The following is a 17300-nucleotide window of genomic DNA, read 5'->3' as shown; positions in this document are numbered from 1 at the left end:
GCCCGGCGGCCGGCCGCTGCGTGAGCCGTCCGACACGGGCACGGACGAGGTCCCCGTCGTCCTGACCACCGTCCCGGCCGAATCGTTCCCGCCCGCCTTCCCGCCCCCACCCGCCACGAGCCCACCCCCCTCGCCGGTGTGCGCCGGGGGAGCGCGCGCACCGGTGCTCTCCGGACGGCGCGCGGGGCATCCGCCTGCCCACGACGGGTGTTCGGGGTCCGGGCGCGCTGCGTAGAATCCGGCCGCATGACGGCACGAGCGGGTGCGGCGAGGCTGGTCGGGCGGGACGACGAACTGCGCATGCTGCTGGGGGCGATCAACGGACGCCCCTCCGTGGTGCTCCTCGAAGGCGAGGCGGGCATCGGCAAGACGCGGCTGGTCCGCGAGGCCCTCGCGGGCCTCCCGCGGACCGGTGGCCCGCGGGTGCTGTCCGGCTCCTGCCCACCGTTGCGGGAGCCCTTCCCCTACGGACCGCTCTTCGACGTCCTGCGCACCCTCGCCGGGAGCGTCCCCGCAGGCCTCAACCCCGTGTGCGGGGCCCTGCGTCCCTACCTCCCGGAACTCGTGCAGTGGCTGCCGCCGTCCTGCGAGCCGCTGCACGACCACGCGGCGGCCACCCACCGGCTGTTCCGTGCCGTCGGCTCGCTGGTGGCCGCGGTCGGCCCGGCGGTCCTGGTCGTCGAAGACCTCCACTGGGCCGACGACGGCACCCGGGACCTCGTGCGGTTCCTCATCGAGGACGCACCCGCAGGACTGGCCGTCATCCTCACCTACCGACCGGAGGACCTCTCCCCACCCGGCCTGCCGTTGGGCCGGGCCTCGCGCCGCCCACCGGGCAGCACCTCCCTGATGATGCGCCTGGGCCCCCTCGACGCCACCGGGGTCGCCACCCTGGCCGCCGCCCTCACCGGCGCCCCGATCCCCGACCGACGGGCGGCGGAACTGCACCGCCGCACCGCCGGAATCCCTTTCGTGCTGGAGGAGTTCGTCCGGACACCGAGCACCCACGGAGCGGTACCCGCCCTTCTCCAGGAAGCCATCGCCGACCGGACGGCGACGCTCGGCGCGGACGCCCTCGCCGTGGTGCACGCCGCGGCGGTGTTGCGGGACCCCGCGGGCGAATCGCTGATCGCCGCCGTGGCGTCCATCGCGGAGGACGCCGCGGCCGACGCGATCGGGCAGGCGCTGCGCGCGGGCGTCCTGCACGACTGGGGCGCCGACCGCTACGGGCTGCGCCACGGACTTGCCCAACAGGCCGTCCACGCGCTGCTGCTCGGGCCGCACCGCCGCAGGCTGCACCGAAGGGCCGTCGACGCCCTCGCGGCCGCTCCCGCTCCGCCGTTGGTGCGCCTCGCCTACCACGCCCGACAGGCGGGAGACCTCGACCGGTGGCGCCGGCACGCCGAGGAGGCCGCCGGGCAGGCCCGGGAGGTCGGGGACACCGCCCTGGCCGTGGAACTCCTGGAAGGACTGCTGGACGACCCCGGCCTGCCGGCCACGGACCGGGCCCGGCTCGCACTCCAACTGAGCCGGGCCGCGGTCATCGGCCTGACACACCGCCGCACCGCCCGGCTGTTGCGACGCGTCGTCGACGAGGGAGACCTGCCGGACGCCGTACGCGGCGACATCCGGCTGAACCTCGGGCTGCTCCTCAACAATCAGGGAGGCGACCACCTGCAGGGCCGCACCGACACCGTCCGCGCCGTGGCCGAGCTGCGGGACCGCCCCGCCCGCGCCGCCCGCGGCATGGCGGGCCTGGCGATGCCGACCTGGGGCGACGACACCCTGGCCGGCTACCGGACCTGGATCGAACGCGCCGAGGCGCTGGCCGCGGAACACGGAGACGCGGCCCTGCGCCTCGCCGTCCGGGGCAACCACCTGGTGCTCCGCATGAACGAGGGCGACCCGTGCGCCGCACCCGAGGCGCAGGCCCTGCTCGACGCCGCGACGACCGAGCCCGCCGTGCGCCTCGAACTCGCCCGGATGTGCGGCAACCTCGCCGACGCGGCGGCGTGGCTCGGCAAGGACACCGTCGCCGAGTCCTTCCACCGGGAGGGGGGCCGGATCGCGGCGGACTGCGGCGCCCCCTTCCTGCGGGGGATCATCGACGCCACGGCCCTGCGGCTCGACTGGAGCCAGGGACGGTGGGAGGGACTGGCCGACCGTGCCCGGCAGGTCCTGGAGGCCGCCCAAGGCGCATCGGGCATCGAATCGGAGGCACGACTGGTGCTGGGGCTGCTCGCCGCGGTCCACGCCGACTGGGAGGACGCCCGCGGGCACCTGGACGCGTCGGGGCTCCGGGACCCGGCCAACGCCGCCACACCCGTGCTGGCGACCGCGTCGGCTGCGGTGATACGCATCCACCTGGCGCGGGGTGACGTGATCGCAGCCCGGGAGGAGGCGGACCGGAGCCTCCTGCGGGTCCGACGCAAGGGTCTCTGGGGTTGGGCCGCAGACCTCGTCCCGGCTGCCGTGGCCGCGTACCTGCGCGACGGCCGCGCCCCGCAGGCCCGCGAGGTGGTCGAGACGTACGCCCGGGCGGTAGAGGCACGCGACCTGCCCCTCGCCGCCGCCGCTCTGCCCCTGTGCGCGGGGCTCCTGGCCCGGGCGGACGGCCGCCGGGCGGTGGCAGCCGCCCGGTACGGCGAGGCGGCGGGGGCGTTGACCGCCCTGCGCCGGCCCTACACCGCCGCGCGGGCGGCCGCTGCCGGCCTCGCCTGCGATCCCGCAGGGACCGCAGGCGCCGACCAACTTTTCGCCCTGGCAACGGAATTCGAGCGTCTCGGCGCGGTACGGGACGCCGCCAGGTGTCGCCGCGCACTGCGTGAGCGCGGTGTGCCGGTCGAACCGGCGCGCGGCAGGCGCGGCTACGGCGGCGCGCTGTCCCCACGTGAATCGGAGGTCGCCGGCCTCGTCGCGTCGGGGCGGACCAACCGCGAGATCGCCGAGTTGCTGTTCCTTTCGCCGCGCACGGTCGAGCAACACGTGGCGAAGGTGCTGCGCAAGCTCAAGGTGTCCTCCCGCACCGAAGTACGTACGGCCGGCGCGACGGGGACCGAGGAGAGCTCCGCGAATAGGTAACGCCTACGGATGCCGCTACGGATTGTTCCGCACCGCCCCCGCTCCCAGGGTGGTCCCTGCGCCCCGGTCCCCACGCCGCGGCGCTCAGGAATCCGAACAGTAGGAGCACTTGGATGCGTGTACAACGTGCTGCAAGCACACGGCTCGGAGCGTTGTGTCTCGGCGCCGCCGCCGCGACCGTACTGGGGTTGGTCGCGGGGACGGTACCCGCCCACGCCGACCCGGCGCAGGGCCGGGTCCTCGGGGAGGGCGCGGTGGACACGGTCGCCGGCCAGTACCTCGTCGCCCTCGACGGAGCCCCCTCCCTGCGCGCCACCGCCACGGCCGAGACCTCGGGGGCGGCGAAGAGCCTGACGGACCGCCACGGAGGGGCGGTCCGTCAGGTCTACAGCGCCGCGTTCCGCGGCTTCGCCGTCACGGCGAGCCCCGAGCAGGCCCGCCGGTTGGCCGCGGCCCCGGGCGTCCGCTACGTCCAGGCGAACGGGGTCTTCCGGGCCATCGGCACGCAGCCGAACCCGCCGTCCTGGGGCATCGACCGGATCGACGGCGCCAAGGACTCCTCCTACGCCTACCCCAACGACGCGAGCGGCGTGACGGTCTACGTGGCCGACACCGGTCTGTACAAGCAGCACCCAGGCTTCGAAGGCCGTGCCGCCTCGGGCTACGACTTCATCGACAACGACGCCGACTCCGCCGACTGCCACGGCCACGGCACGCACGTCGCCGGAACGGTGGGCGGCAAGGACCACGGCGTGGCGAAGAACGTAGCCCTCGTCGGCGTACGCGTCCTGAACTGCCAGGGCTCCGGCACCACCGAGCAGATCGCCGCCGGCATGGACTGGATCGCGCGCAACGCCAAGAAGCCCGCCGTGGTCAACATGTCGCTCGGCGGGAGCGCCGACCGAGCCCTGGACGACGCCGTCGCGGGGGTGATCAACGCCGGCATACCGGTCGCCGTCGCGGCCGGCAACGACAGCAAGGACGCCTGCTCCACCAGCCCGGCCCGACTGCCCGCGGCCATCACCCTGGGCTCCACCGACAGCAACGACGCCCGCTCCAGCTTCTCCAACTACGGCTCCTGCCTCGACCTCTTCGCCCCCGGCGGCTCCATCGTCTCGACGAAGATGGGCGGTGGCACCCAGACCATGAGCGGCACCTCCATGGCGACACCGCACGCCGCCGGAGCAGCGGCGCTCCACCTCTCCGCCCACCCCGACGCCACCCCCGTCCAGGTCCGCGACGCCCTCGTGAACAACGCACAGTCGGGCGTGGTCACGGGCGCCGGTTCGGGCTCGCCCAACAAGTTCCTGAACGTCACCAAGCTGGGTGGCCCCACCCAACCCGGCTCGCCCACCGCCGACTTCACCGCCCAGTGCTCCACCTCCGCCGCGACCTGCGCCTTCGACGCCTCGGCCTCCAAGGACCCCGACGGCACGATCGCCTCGTACGCCTGGGAGTTCGGGGACGGCACCAAGGGCGAGGGCGTGCGGCCCTCCCACGACTACGCGAAGGCCGGCACCTACTCCGTCAAGCTGACCGTCACGGACGACGGCGGCCGCACGGGAACGACCACCAAGCAGGTGACCGCGGGGACCACACAGCCGCCGACGGGCACCCCGCCGACCGCCTCGTTCACGGTGTCGTGTTGGTACCAGGACTGCTCCTTCGACGCCTCGGCCTCCACCGACAGCGACGGCACGATCGCCTCGTACAGCTGGAAGTACGGGGACACCACGGCCGGCACCGGCCGCACCACCACCCACCGCTACCCGGCGGGTCAGCGCAGCTACACCGCCGAGCTGACCGTGACGGACAACAGTGGCCTCAGCTCGACGGCGGCGCGCCGCATCGACTGCTACGGCTTCGGCGCCCAAACCCTCTGCTTCACCTCCTGACCGTCCCTCCATGACCGTCCTCCCCACGACCGCCCGGCCCCGGCGCACACCGCCGGGGCCGGGCCGTCTCGGTGCCGGCGCTCAGAGCGACGTACGCGGGGCTGCCCCCGACCCCCGCGCCCCCGAAATCCCCTCGCCACCGGTCCGGCGCCCCAGGAATCGGGCGTGCGGCCCGCAGCACCCCACGAGGGCGTTCCTCCTGCGGGTCGGCCGGACGGATGACAAGTGCCGCACGACCGTCGGGATGCACTGGAACGGTGGTGCCGCTTCTCCTTGATCGCGCATCACACGGCGCGGGCCCGGACTGACGAGAGCGGGCCGTCCGGGCCCGCGCCGGCCACCATCGAGGCACCGGGACGCATCCCATGACACGCTCGCTGATGCGTCGGTGCAGGTCAGCCGAGCTTGGTGAGCTGGATGTCGAGGACGTCCAGCGCCAGCTCGGGCTTGAGGCCGACGGTGTAGGCGGTGGCCAGGGTGTTGCCCTTGCGGATGACGACCAGCCGGGAGTTGATGTCGTCGCTGGTGAGGGTGAGGGTCACGGATTCGTCGGCGCCCCTGACCGCGGGCCCGGGAGCAACCTTGGTGATCTTCTCGTCCGCCTGGGGCAGCGCGTAACCACCGGCGCAGGCGGTGCCTGCGGCCTTGACCGAGGCGAGTGCCTCCTCGGCACCCTTCCCGTCGTACGAGGTGAGGGTGAGGCCGGTGAGGCCCAGGCCGGCCACACCGGCGCTCTCCGGGGTGCTGACCTTGGTACGGGCGGCACCGGTCGGCGTCCCGACGGCGCCCAGGGTTTGTGCCTGGGCGAGGACCTTGCACTCGGGCTTGTCGCTGGTGATCGTGGAGGCGGCGGCGACCTCAGTCGGGGTGACCTCCGTGACCATGCGGTCGTGCACGTCGGCCTGGGTGACGATCAGCTTGGCGAGCTCGGCGTCGGTCCTCCCCTTGGCCGCGGGCGCGGCGGCGGGGGCCGACGACGACGCGGCGGCCTTCGACTCGTCCTTCTTGGCTGCCGGCTCGTCCGAGCTGCAGGCGGCGGCCAGCAGCACCAGCGACACGGCGGTGCCGGTCATGACGGTGCGACGGATGATGCTGTGACGCATGGCGGAAACCCCCAGGGATGGCAGTGTCGCGGCAGAATCTACCGCCTGGTAGCCGGAGTCGATCAAGATCGTCGTATCAAGCCCGCATGCCCGGCGGCCGGCGCGTCGGCCGTGTACGCAGCAGGTAGGGGAAGCCCCTGTCCTCGCGGCAGAGCATCCGCATGCGTCACTGAAGCAGCACCTCGACGCTTCGGTCGACCACAAGTGAACTGCGGACGGAAACCGCGATGAGCAGCGCGACTGAGACCAGGAGACCACTGACCCACAAGGGGCCGAGCGTTCCGAACGTCGTGCCGAGGGCGAGCGCGGCCAGGAGGGGGCCGACGACGGCGCCGACGTTGAATGCCGCGGTCGCATAGGAGCCGGCCATGGTGGGGGCTCCCGCGGCCCGTGCAGAACCCGCGTGATCAGTGTGCTGCCCAGCGCGAACGACAACGCGCCCTGCACGAACACGAGGATGAACAGGGCGAACGGCTCGTCGGCCGGCATCGCCAGCATCGGCCGGCCGATGAGCAGAGGCGGACCACCGACCGCGATGAGCAGACCGGGCCGCTGGTCGGAGAATCGGCCGGCGACGGTGACGCCGACGAAGAAGCCGGCCCCGAACAGCACCAGGACGACCGGGACCCACATCGCGTCCAGTGCGGCGATTTCGGTCACCACGGGGGAGAGGAAGGTGAAGCCGGCGAACGTTGCCGCGTTCACCAGCGCACCGAGCAGCATCATCACGATCAATCGAGGCCCGGCGAGTTGGGCGAGCTCCGCTCGCAAGGCCCGCACACCCGTCGCCCCTTCTCCCGCAGGTCCCGCAGGGATCCCTTTCAGGATGCCCAGAGCCGCAGGCAGGCAGAGAGCGGCGACGGCCCAGAACGTGGCGCGCCAGCCGAGCAAGGCACCGAGTACCGACCCACCGGGGACGCCGGCGATCGTGGCCACCGTCGTGCCCGACAGCAACACGGCCAGCGCGCGGCCCTTCTTGTCGGGCGGGACCAACGCGGCGGCGGCCGTGAGAGCGACCGCAAGGAATCCTGCGTTCGTGAGCGCGGCGACCGTCCGAGTGGCGTACAACAGGGGCAAGTTCGTGGTACGGGCGCCCACCGCGTGAGCCGCCGCGAAGGCGAGGATGAATCCGAGAAGGCTCGAACGCCGATGAGGCTGCGGGCAAACCCACAAGCAGGCCGTTTCCTGCCGGCCGGACCCGACAGGTCACGGAGGTCGGCGCGGACCGGGTGTGGACCGCGGCGGCCCGCTCCGCCAACCGCTGCGCCCGACGCTGCGCCCGATGAGGCGCACGCGCACGGGGTCCGGGTCAGGGCCCACCTCCGCGACCGGCTGGGACCGGCCTGCGACGGCGTGCCCGGACCGACTGCCATGAGAGCGCGCCAGAGGCCCGCTCGCCGTCGATCGGACCGGCCGTCGGAACAGGTCGGATGAGCCAGTCGGAGGAACGGGACCTTGGTCCCGCGTGGTGCGCTCCCGAGCGGATATCCGTACGTCATCGATCGTTCGCACGGAGAACCCGCCGCGCTGCTCAGGCCTGGTATCCGTCGGCCTCGTCACAGCACCGACTACAGCAAGGAACATACATCGTGGGCATCATCGCCTGGATTCTCATCGGCCTCATCGCGGGTGCCATCGCCAAGGCACTCACGCCCGGGAAGGACCCTGGGGGCTGCCTCGTCACCATCCTCATCGGCATCGTCGGTGGTCTGCTCGGCGGCTGGCTCGGCAAGGTGATCTTCGGCGTGCACTCCATCAACGGGTTCTTCCACCTTTCCACGTGGATCGCCGCGATCGTCGGCTCGGTGATCGTGCTCCTGCTCTACCGCCTCGTCACCGGTCAGCGCTCGCGCTGACCACGACCGGAGGTCCCTGTCCGTCGCGGCGCCGACACACGTCTCCGTTCACCGTTCAGCACCAGGAGACGCGACGAAACCCGGGGTCACGACGTTCGCGGGGCGAATCGTCGACGGCGACCTCGACATCGACGCCAACGGACCGCGCGTGCCCATCCGGGGCCCATGGCCGACGAAGAGCTACTGGGCGACATCCCGTGCATCGCGGCACACGTTGACCAGTGCCAGGCCGAACCGCACCCCTGGATGGGGGAGTTGTGCCGACGCGGCATCGCCTCGGCCGGTATCGGCGACGCCCTCGGCGTCACCCGCCAATCCGCATCGGACCACTTCGCTGACCCGGAGTGACCGGCGTTTTGAGAGCCGCCCCGGGTGTCCGGGGGTGGGTACCCCGGGTACCCACCCCCGGACACCCGGGGCGGCCGAGCAGAGCCTGGCACTCCATGCATATGAGTTCTCGCGCTTCCGGGGTGGTGTTGGAGATCCCTACGCCGAGCGTCGCGATCACCTGCTCGGCCTCACCCTCGACCGCCTCCCTTCCTTCTGGGTGCGGGAGTGCCGGCATCCACGCGAAGGAGGCACCGGCGGCCTGCTCCCGTCCGGACGAGAGCGCGGCAGTAGGTCCAAGGTTCCGCCGCTGTTGTGATGTTGGTGGTGTGGCAAGGTGGTGGGGCATGTGGCCCTTGGGCCTGAGAACGTGAGATGGGTATGTCATGAACGAGGCCGAGCTCAGGGCGCTTTTCGCCGAGATAGACACGGATGGTGACGGGCGGATCAGCATCGTGGAATTGGCGGAGAGGTTCAAGGCGGAGGGCGCCCAGGGGCACCTCTCTGAAGAGGTCAAGAAGGCCATGGTGGCCGACGCGAACCAGGACGGGGTCCTCGACTTCGAGGAATTCCGCACCCTGCTGAAGTAGTTGCGGGCCTGACAGCCCGGGCAGGCCTCAGTCCAGCCTGGGCAAGCCTCCCGTGGGAATGGCCTCACCGTGCCACGGGCGCCCCGACGCCCGTGGCGTAGCACTGATGGACATCCGCATGCCGGGCGTCGATGGGCTGGAAGCCACCCGTCTGCTCCGCGCCCGCGCCGATGCGCCCGAGGCCGTCATGCTGACGACCTTCACCTCCCCCCGAGGCCCTCGGCCAACTGAGCGGGGCCGTGACGGCCCCGGCCACCGATACGACCCGGCGGCCCGGCCCCGCCGGTGCGCCGGCTGCCCTCGCGCAGCTGGGGCTGCTCGGCAGTCGGGAGCGGGAAGTGGCCCGGGCGGCGGGCGAGGGCAGGACCAACGCCCAGATTACGAAAGCCCTCCACATGAGCGTCCCCACCGTCAAGGCCCACATCTCCCACATCTTCAGCAAGCTAGGACTGAACAACCGGGTCCGGATCGCCCTGCTCGTCCACCGGGCCGGACAGGTCTGAAAGCTCCGGCAGGACACACCCGCGCCATCCGCGCGGCCTGCGCGGTCGTTGACGTCGAGGTCTTGCCGGACGCAGCGGCCGAAGCCGCTCACTGACTTCGGGGTGTCCTGTTCGGCTGGGCGGCGGCGCCGCCGGCTGGTTCATCAGGAGAGGACGACGACCAGGTTCGGGTCGGCTCACGGGGCGCGCCACCGTCATTAGGACCGACGATGCGGAAGCAGAGCGTGTTCGCCGGGCGGGGCACGGGCCCAGTCGGATGAAATGGCGCGCGATCCGTCAAGCCGACCATCGCCCCAGCCGATGACACCTGAGCACGGGTGTACGAGTTGTCACCCCACGTGAACGAAAGGTGGAGTCATGTCTTCGGTAGTAACCCACCGACGGGCGTTCGGATCGCGCACCGGAAGGAGAAACTGGCTCGTCGGCTGCGCCGTGGCGTCGCTGTTCGTAACCCTGCCCGTCATGAACGGGGCTTCGGCGGTCGCCGCCCCGCACGGGTCCGTCGTCGCCGCGCACAGCGTGGACCCGGGCCCCGGTCACCCCAACGGCCCTGGCGGACCGATCGGTGACACCGACCCGGTCGGCGCGAGCGTCTTCAACACGACCATCCAGAACATCCCCCATGCGGCCTCCACCAAGGTCAACCTCAACACGTCCGTGTACACCACCGGCGTGACGTTCGACCCGGCCAACTCGACGCTCACGATCGACACGCCCGGCCGCTACCTCATCAAGAGCCGCGTCCTGTGGAACGTCGTCACCCAAGGGGTCCAGGCCAACGCCTTCCGGTCCGTGCGCATCAACGTCAACGGTGGCATCTACGCCGAGGACGACCAGCCCATCGGCACCTACACGACCCCCACCCAGGAAGTCTCCACCATCCTGCAGCTCGACGAGGGCGACGCCGTCTCCCTCAGCGTCTTCCAGACGACCGGGTATGAGGCGGAGCTCTACCCCGGTAGGGGCGCGGACCCCGCGCAGAACGTCGCCCCCCAGCTGCAGGTGGAACTCCTCTCCTAAGCCGTCAGCAGCAGGCATCCGCCGGAAGCCCTCCCGGACGCCAGGACCGGCAGGCCCGGGTGTTCGGCCGGGGCCAGGGCTGTGCCCGAGGCCCCGGTGAGCAAGCCGGGGCCCGGTTCCGCCCCCGTCGGCGACCATGCGTGCGGGGGCGGAGGCTTGGTCGGCCAGTGCCGTGCCGGGCAGACGCGGCACGGCCAGAGCACTCCGGCCCGCGCCCAGGCGCGGCCGGGCCCCAGGTGTCCCAGGCATGAACCGTTCCGACTTTCCTGCCGGTGTTTACCGGCCCGCGATCGGTCGGCTCGTGCTTCTGTGTCAGTGCCGTGGGCCGCCTCGAACTCGGCAGGGCCGATCGTGCCCGGACTCGACTTCAGGCGTCGGTTGTCGATCTGTCGACCCAGCAGGCGGCGGCGTACTCGACCTCGGAGACGGTTCCCGGGGCCGCTGTTGAAGACGTCGGTGCGGACGCGCCGACGAAAATGCCCCGCTGCAGGCCGGCAAAGGCTTCCGCAACTCCGAGCCTTGCCTTCCCTGATCGCCGAGGAGCCGGCGCAACCCCGCACGCGGATTTACCGCGGCTCCCGACAGCGCCGAGGACCGGCTTGCCCACGCTCGGTGCGTGGTACGCCGGTCCTTGGGGGCTATTGCCAGGTGTCGGAAACCGCGCGGTGCAGGACGTGTTTGCCGAGAACGATGGTGTTGCCGGATCGGACGGTGCCGCGGAGGTCCGAGAGATTCCCGTCGAGGCGGATGGTCTTTCCCGCGATGCGGTAGGTGCCCTTGTTGACACCGATCTTGAATGCGGGGCAGTCGTCCAGGTTGCAGATCACGTTGTTGATCTGCTCGAAGCGGCCGTCGGCGGTGAGGGTCAGCTTCTCGATGTAATGGGTGATGCCGGGCCTGTTCCTGTCGACGGCTTCGGTCCATTCACCTGCCGGCCGGGCCTCGTGTGCGGCCGGGGCGGTTGCCGCCGGCGGTTGGGCTGCCGCAGAGCTGCTGATGGACGTCATGGCGGCCGTCAGCACCAGTGCGCTGCCCAGTAACAGCTGGATTTTCATCTTCATTTGCGAGCTCGTTCCTTGTCCGTCGGTCGAGGTCCCCGGGGTACAGCCGGTGGCGGTCGGCGCGACAGCTATGCCTCGCAGACCCTTGCCTCAGCGGATGCCTCGGACAACCTCCGTGGTGAGTGCTGTCTGGGGTCGTCAGCGAACCCGACGGTATCGGCGCACAGAGCGGGTCCGTTCCGCCCCGACAGACACCACGGCTCGATTCGGTTGCTCCGTGAACACGGTGGACACGCCTCGTCGACCGTATGGGACAGCGGGAAGGGGCCCCATTTTCGTCCTCCGGCCCGGAGCACACCCGCGGACACCGATTGGCTTGGGGTACCGCCCCATCGAGGGACCTGCAGCCGGGGGCACACGTAGGCAGCGGCTCGACCGGGACCCGCCCGCGGGGAGGGACTCCCTCCCCGCGGACGTGGCAGAGGAGACCGGATCAGTTTCCGATGCCGGCGGTTCCGATGCCCGAGTTGCCGATGCCGGCCGAGCCCAAACCGGTGTTCGCGAAGCCGGCGTTGCCGATGCCGCTGTTGAGGACGCCCGCGTTGCCGATGCCGCTGTTGAGAGCGCCCGCGTTGCCGAGCCCCTCGTTCGCCACACCGTGGTTGCCCACGCCGTGGTTGCCTACGCCGGAACTGCCGATACCGTCGGCGCTGGCCAGGCCGGCGCCACCCAGGCCAAGCACCGCGGCGGCGCCGAACACGGCAGTGACACGGAGAAGTCGTGTACGCATCGGATACCTCTCTTTTTCGGTATAAGTCGAAAAGGTTCTAACATCTCGAAGCCGTCTTGGAGGCGTACTCAGCACCGGCGCGCCACATGTTGTTCAGGGTGGAGCAACATGCCTTCCGCATCGTCGTCCGAAACGGAGGGTGGCGTGAGCCCGGCCGGGTCCGCCGAGGCGATCCCGTGAACAGGAGGCGCCACCGCAGCGGCTCGGGGGTCCACAACGGCCCAGGAGGGCGGGGGCCCTGCCTGCCTGGTAGCGCTCGTCCCGGACGAGGACCCGAATCCGGAACCGACCGTCCATGTCCACAGCCCTGACGAACGCGTGCTGCCCTACGAGATCATGCCCTGGTTCATGGAACAGCCGGCCGACCAGGTTGAACCCTGCCGCATCGCGTTCGAGCAGGGAGAACCTCAAGCAGTGGAATGATCAAACGGTGGCTGGTGTGACCACGGCGGCGGGCGAAGGCCGCAGTCGGGAAGACCACGGTGATCGGGGACGGCGGGTACCGCGGCCGGCCTACTCAGCCTCATTGCCGCGAAACCCGCCTGACGTCACGTCCTGGAAGGAGGAAGGCAAGGCCTCGCACCGCAGGATTCAGTCGATGCAGAACTCGTTGCCCTCGATGTCCTGCATCGAGATGCACGACTCGTTGACCCCATCGGCGCGCTGCGTCAGTACGTGCGTCGCGCCGAGCGCCATCAGCCGTGCGCATTCGGCCTCAAGCGTGGCCAGGCGCTCGTCACCCACGAGGCCTGTACCGACCCGCACATCGAGATGCAGCCGGTTCTTGGCGACCTTGCCTTCGGGAACGCGCTGGAAGAGCACGCGCGGGCCCACACCGGAGGGATCAGCACACGCGAAGTAGATCTCATCCTCGGGCGGCAGCGAACGGTGGTACTCGTCCCACGTGGCGAAGCCCTCCGGTACCGGCGGCACGACGTACCCCAGAACCTCGCACCAGAAGGCGGCGAGGCGCGCAGGCTCCGCGCAGTCGAAGGTCACTTGGAACTGCTTGATCATTGACATCGGCGCACGATAACAGGGGCCGTGCTCATCTCCTCGGGCGGGGAAGCCCACACACCGCCGGCCACCTCTCCCGAAGGGCGGCACACCGGATCCGATCTGTCCTCAGCGAGCGTGGAGGAAGTCGAGCGGTTCCTTCTCCCCGAAGCGGACCCACCGAGCCTGACTCGGTGTGCCGTTCATGTCGAGAGCGAAGATCATGTAGTAGCCGGGCGGTGCGTCAGCGGCCGTGGGTGGTGCCAGGACCGTCAGGGCTGTCCGGGATCGGGATGTGATCTCCAGGTCCAGGTACCGCTGCGTCGTGTTCACCGAGTGGGTGACCGCGGTCGGGGCCACGGCGACCACGCGAGTGATCTTGCCGGCCGTTGTGCTCGTGGTGACGAACGAGGTGCCGTATGCGACGGTGCCGGACCGGATCGTGTCGAGTGCCGGGCGTTCGCCGCGGTGCAGGTAGGCTGGCTCGTACAGTTCGATGCTGCCATCCAGATTGTCTTCGATGTCGGGATCGTTGGCCACCTGCTGCAGGTCGTCGCCAGTGATGAGGACTCGGCCGTCGGGCATCAGCAGGGCGTTGGAGTGATAGCCCCGCGGCAGTCTCTGCGCAGGTCCCAAGGTCCATCGGCCGCCCGCGTCGCGTGTCTCGATCTGACGGAACTTGAGGTCGGCTTCCGGGTTGAACGCGCCGTTGCCGTAGTTCCGCGAGTCCACCGATCCGTTGACGGTCAGCAGCCGGCCGTCGGGGAGCAGGACGGCGTTGTCCTGCGTCCGGCCGAAGGTACGTGGCTGCTCCTTCGCCCAACCCTTCGGGGAGAAGCGGAACGTGCTGGGGTCGCGCGCATCGCCACCCATGACGAGGACCGAGTCGGGGCCGCGCTTCCCGGCGGGCAGCGGTACGGCCGAGCCGTAGCCGCGCCAGTCGCCCGGTCTGCGGGGCAGGGCGGATCGTGTCTCGCGTACGGAATCGAAGACCCACTGCTGGTCGGCGTCACGGCCCAGTCCGTAGAACCGGCCGTCGCGCAAGGAGAACAGATGGGGATAGTCGTTCCGGTAGGGCCCCTCTGCCTTGAGGCGCTGCGTCGCGATGCCTTCGGGGACATCTGTCGTGCGTACGGGGACGGGGTGTGACTTCTCGGGGAAGAGCTCCACCACCGGGGTCGGGTTTCCGCTGCCCAGCTCGGACTGCCCCGACAGGATGAGCAGGCGCCCGTCAGGCCCCTCGGTGGCCGTGGGATACCACCGGCCGACGACCATGTCCTTGTTGCGGTACCAGGTTTCCTTCCAGGGGTCGAAAACGAAGGAGAACTTCGCTCCGGTGCCGCCCTTGCCGCCGCCGTTGCCCCCGAACACGGCAAGTATCCCGTTGGGCAGGAACGCGTGACCCGAGCAGAAGAAGGGCGCCGGCCGTGCGACGCCCGTCCCGTCCGGGACCAGGACGCTGGGCGGACCCACTTCCTTGAACGCAGCTGGTGACGTCCCGGCAGCGGGATCCCAAAGGAAGGCGCGTCCGGCGTTCGAGGGACCGATGGTGTTCGTGGGACCGGTCTCCTTGCGCGGGTCCGTCTCGACTCTCAAGAACGAGAAGAGAAGGATCTTTCCCGTGGGGAGCTGGGCGGCGTGTACACCGAAGTCGGGCGACTGGAAGTACTCGGTGAAACGCCCGAACTCCCTCGCTGGATACTTCGCGTTCTCCTTCTCCTGCGAATCGGTGAGTGCTTTGAGACTTGCCGTTCTGCGGGCCTGCGAGTACTGATCCGCCGCCCGTACCAGCGCCTCGACCTGCCGATGCTCTTCGGCGTGTGACATCCGTGGCTCATCGTCCGCGTTGCCCGCGTAGTGATGCCCTGCACGGCTCGCATCTCCGTCGTGATCACCATGGAGGGAGGGGGCGGTGACCGGAGCCATCGGCCGTACGAAGGGTGCCGCATGTGCAGGTGCCAGACCCATGACGACGAATGCGGCCGTGAGCACGCTCAACCGATGAGCCCACGGACCGGTACGGCGCCCGGCCGCCACAAGGCGTGCCGCACTCGCAGCCGTTGGATTCGGCCCCATCGTCAACTCCCGACTGTCACCGTGCGCGAAGGCCTCCATCCTGGCCGCGTACCGATGGTTGATGCTCCCCGGACACTCGAAGAATCCCCCGACCGGCGCACCGGCAGCGCCGCTCCATGCGAGGGCAATCCCACCGTGCTGGCCAGTCCTGCGGAGAACCATCACCTGGCTGTCCGATGTCCACGCGTTCGTCTGGGCACGTCCAGACGGCGTCCGCCGACTCGTCAGAACCGCTGGGATCCCGCGAGGGGAACGTACGACGGTCGGCGTTTTCGATCAGCTGCAGCGGGTGCGGCTGTCGGAGCTGGACGCGGTCGGTGAGCCGGATTGGACCCGCACGCGTGTGGACGCCTCCCACGTTTGCACGGCAAAGAGTGGCGCGACGACGGGCCCGCCGTCCGGCGACCGCCGCAAGAACAGCAAGTACCCCCTGATCTGCGGCGGCACCCCACTCCATGCCACCACTACAGCCAACGTTTCGAACCTCACCCAGATCCTGGCCCTGGTCGCCGGCGTGCCTCCGGTCGCCACCGCGTCGGCCGCCCACGCAAGCCCCCGTACCCCTGCTCCGCGACAGGGGCTACAACAGCGAACCCAACCGCCGTGAACTGCGGCAACGCGGAATCCTGCCCGTCACCTCTCCGCTACGACGTCGAGCGTCCCTTGGCCCTGCTCCACCCGTGGGGTCTTCACCGGACAGGCCCTGGCGTAATCATGAGGTCGATATAGTGACGAGCCACCAGGCTTTCGCCGTTCGTGAAGCGGCTTACCGTTGCATTCTCGTTCCAGTCGGCGAGAGACGAGAGGGTGTGGCGCGCCAGGAGGGAAGCAAGGCGCCCCGGAAAACAGGAGTGAGGGCCGAACCCGAATGCGATATGAGGGTTCGGGGAGCGATCCAGACGCAGTCGATCGGGTTCTTGGAAGACCCTGGGATCTCGATTTGCGGCCCCGATCATGATCAGAACCGTGTCCCCTTTTTCTATGGCGAAGTCGGCGACTTTGCGGGGTTCCACGCACAAACGACTGACCATCCGGATCGGTCCGTGCATGCGTGCCAACTCTTGTACGGCCAGGTCGGGTCGTGCACTCTGTGCGAATTCCCGCAAAGTTCCTTGCCGAGAGAGTGCGGCACCTACGGCGTTTCCCATGAAATAGCGAGCCATGGTACTTATGCCCCCGAGTATGGCTCGAATGGAACCTGCCAGGATTTCAGGCGGTATTCTGGTTGCGCGCGGGTCGGTTCTGACGAAACCGAGCAATCCTCGGTCCGTATTTGCTGTCCACTCCGCCAGCATGGAACCTACCAGGCCTCGGGCTCTCCCGGCTGCCGCACGCACATCGGGGTCTGCGGATCCTAGGCTCTTGTCGATTTCCTGCAAGGGTCCGGATATCCCTGCAACATGTTCTTCGGGGACTCCAAGGGCGTGCGCGCTCAGACGCAGGCACGCCGGGCGGGCCACTGCTGCGATGAAGTCGACCGAGTCATCCCTTTTGATGGATGCCAGTCGCTGTTTAATCCACGACCCGGTATCTTCCACCAAGTCGGCCAATTCGAGGGAGCGAAATCCATCCGACAGCAATGAGCGGACATCCTGTTGCGCAGGAGGATCCAGCGTCTGGAGAGTTACCGCCTCCTTTTGTGCCGGCCTGTCCGCCCGCCGCGGATCCGTAGCGAATCCCTCGTGGTCCCGCAGAATCCTCCTGCAATCCGAATGCCGAGAAACGGTCCACGCCTGCACGGATCGGTTCCAGGTCACCGACCCCTCGGCGTGCATCCTCTGATACATGGCTGTCGGATTGTTCATGATCCCGGAATCAAAAAAGTCGATCTCGCTGGACTGTGGAAGTTGCATTTTTCTCCACGCGCTTCAGTAGGAGATTGCAGGGTGTCGCCAAGCTCGAAGCCGGGCGACACCTCATGCCGTTCTCTGAAGGTTCAGTAGACCCAGCTGAAAATCTGCTGCGTATTGCGTTCCGCCTGCTCCATCTCCTTCACCTCCTCCGTTTCCGCTCCGGCCTTCCGCTCGATCTTTGCAAGAGGGGCCGAGTGCCACGTCAACCA

At 69.6% G+C, this 17300-nt stretch carries 13 protein-coding genes and 1 pseudogene; 7 read left to right on the top strand and 7 right to left on the bottom strand.

Annotation, left to right across the window (positions count from 1 at the left end; translation table 11 throughout):
- The first annotated feature begins 246 nt into the window (after positions 1-246).
- Positions 247-3081: an ATP-binding protein gene (locus ACZ58N_RS18990; protein ID WP_471160921.1), complete on the top strand. Its 2835-nt coding sequence runs from the start codon at positions 247-249 to the stop codon at positions 3079-3081.
- Positions 3082-3194: 113 nt separating this feature from the next.
- Positions 3195-4976, top strand: coding sequence for a S8 family serine peptidase (locus tag ACZ58N_RS18985; RefSeq protein ID WP_471160918.1), 1782 nt, complete (start codon positions 3195-3197; stop codon positions 4974-4976).
- Positions 4977-5371: 395 nt separating this feature from the next.
- On the opposite strand, the gene ACZ58N_RS18980 is transcribed toward ACZ58N_RS18985, so the two are convergent.
- Complete coding sequence (locus ACZ58N_RS18980) at positions 5372-6079, bottom strand: hypothetical protein (protein ID WP_471160916.1); 708 nt, start codon at positions 6077-6079, stop codon at positions 5372-5374.
- A 166-nt stretch (positions 6080-6245) separates the two neighbouring features.
- A pseudogene (locus tag ACZ58N_RS18975) lies at positions 6246-7228 on the bottom strand (MFS transporter); the annotation flags it as partial.
- 440 nt (positions 7229-7668) lie between these two features.
- On the opposite strand from ACZ58N_RS18975, the gene ACZ58N_RS18970 reads away from it, so the two are divergent.
- The 5 genes from ACZ58N_RS18970 (at position 7669) to ACZ58N_RS18950 (ending at position 10375) form a co-directional block, all read left to right on the top strand.
- Positions 7669-7935, top strand: a complete 267-nt coding sequence (locus ACZ58N_RS18970) for a GlsB/YeaQ/YmgE family stress response membrane protein (RefSeq protein WP_471160914.1) — start codon at positions 7669-7671, stop codon at positions 7933-7935.
- Between the two features lie 165 nt (positions 7936-8100).
- Positions 8101-8283, top strand: a complete 183-nt coding sequence (locus tag ACZ58N_RS18965) for a hypothetical protein (protein ID WP_471160912.1) — start codon at positions 8101-8103, stop codon at positions 8281-8283.
- 365 nt (positions 8284-8648) lie between these two features.
- Positions 8649-8852, top strand: coding sequence for an EF-hand domain-containing protein (locus tag ACZ58N_RS18960; RefSeq protein WP_471160910.1), 204 nt, complete (start codon positions 8649-8651; stop codon positions 8850-8852).
- Between the two features lie 239 nt (positions 8853-9091).
- Positions 9092-9355: a response regulator transcription factor gene (locus ACZ58N_RS18955; protein ID WP_471160908.1), complete on the top strand. Its 264-nt coding sequence runs from the start codon at positions 9092-9094 to the stop codon at positions 9353-9355.
- Between the two features lie 357 nt (positions 9356-9712).
- A complete protein-coding gene (locus tag ACZ58N_RS18950; RefSeq protein ID WP_471160905.1) occupies positions 9713-10375 on the top strand; it encodes a hypothetical protein in 663 nt (220 codons plus the stop codon).
- A 638-nt stretch (positions 10376-11013) separates the two neighbouring features.
- On the opposite strand, the gene ACZ58N_RS18945 is transcribed toward ACZ58N_RS18950, so the two are convergent.
- The 5 genes from ACZ58N_RS18945 to ACZ58N_RS18925 all read right to left on the bottom strand — a co-directional run bounded on the left by ACZ58N_RS18945 (position 11014) and on the right by ACZ58N_RS18925 (position 17091).
- Positions 11014-11436, bottom strand: coding sequence for a hypothetical protein (locus tag ACZ58N_RS18945; protein WP_471160902.1), 423 nt, complete (start codon positions 11434-11436; stop codon positions 11014-11016).
- Positions 11437-11869: 433 nt separating this feature from the next.
- Complete coding sequence (locus ACZ58N_RS18940) at positions 11870-12166, bottom strand: hypothetical protein (RefSeq protein ID WP_471160900.1); 297 nt, start codon at positions 12164-12166, stop codon at positions 11870-11872.
- 591 nt (positions 12167-12757) lie between these two features.
- Positions 12758-13189, bottom strand: a complete 432-nt coding sequence (locus ACZ58N_RS18935) for a VOC family protein (protein WP_471160898.1) — start codon at positions 13187-13189, stop codon at positions 12758-12760.
- A 102-nt stretch (positions 13190-13291) separates the two neighbouring features.
- Positions 13292-15154, bottom strand: a complete 1863-nt coding sequence (locus ACZ58N_RS18930; RefSeq protein ID WP_471161430.1) for a galactose oxidase-like domain-containing protein — start codon at positions 15152-15154, stop codon at positions 13292-13294.
- A 773-nt stretch (positions 15155-15927) separates the two neighbouring features.
- Positions 15928-17091 carry a cytochrome P450 gene (locus ACZ58N_RS18925; RefSeq protein WP_471160895.1) on the bottom strand — a complete coding sequence of 388 codons (1164 nt, stop codon included), beginning with the start codon at positions 17089-17091 and terminating at the stop codon, positions 15928-15930.
- Positions 17092-17300: the final 209 nt, after the last annotated feature.

The sequence above is a fragment of the Streptomyces sp. NPDC040432 genome, assembly GCF_055595445.1.
The sequence above is the reverse complement of the archived record's forward strand: the minus strand, read 5'-3'. Positions and strand labels throughout refer to the sequence as shown.

Coding starts and splice junctions, on each gene's coding strand:
- ACZ58N_RS18990 (WP_471160921.1), top strand. CDS start 247: ATGACGGCACGAGCGGGTGCGGCGAGGCTGGTCGGGCGGGACGACGAA.
- ACZ58N_RS18985 (WP_471160918.1), top strand. CDS start 3,195: ATGCGTGTACAACGTGCTGCAAGCACACGGCTCGGAGCGTTGTGTCTC.
- ACZ58N_RS18980 (WP_471160916.1), bottom strand. CDS start 6,079: ATGCGTCACAGCATCATCCGTCGCACCGTCATGACCGGCACCGCCGTG.
- ACZ58N_RS18965 (WP_471160912.1), top strand. CDS start 8,101: ATGGCCGACGAAGAGCTACTGGGCGACATCCCGTGCATCGCGGCACAC.
- ACZ58N_RS18960 (WP_471160910.1), top strand. CDS start 8,649: ATGAACGAGGCCGAGCTCAGGGCGCTTTTCGCCGAGATAGACACGGAT.
- ACZ58N_RS18950 (WP_471160905.1), top strand. CDS start 9,713: ATGTCTTCGGTAGTAACCCACCGACGGGCGTTCGGATCGCGCACCGGA.
- ACZ58N_RS18945 (WP_471160902.1), bottom strand. CDS start 11,436: ATGAAGATGAAAATCCAGCTGTTACTGGGCAGCGCACTGGTGCTGACG.
- ACZ58N_RS18940 (WP_471160900.1), bottom strand. CDS start 12,166: ATGCGTACACGACTTCTCCGTGTCACTGCCGTGTTCGGCGCCGCCGCG.
- ACZ58N_RS18935 (WP_471160898.1), bottom strand. CDS start 13,189: ATGTCAATGATCAAGCAGTTCCAAGTGACCTTCGACTGCGCGGAGCCT.
- ACZ58N_RS18925 (WP_471160895.1), bottom strand. CDS start 17,091: ATGCAACTTCCACAGTCCAGCGAGATCGACTTTTTTGATTCCGGGATC.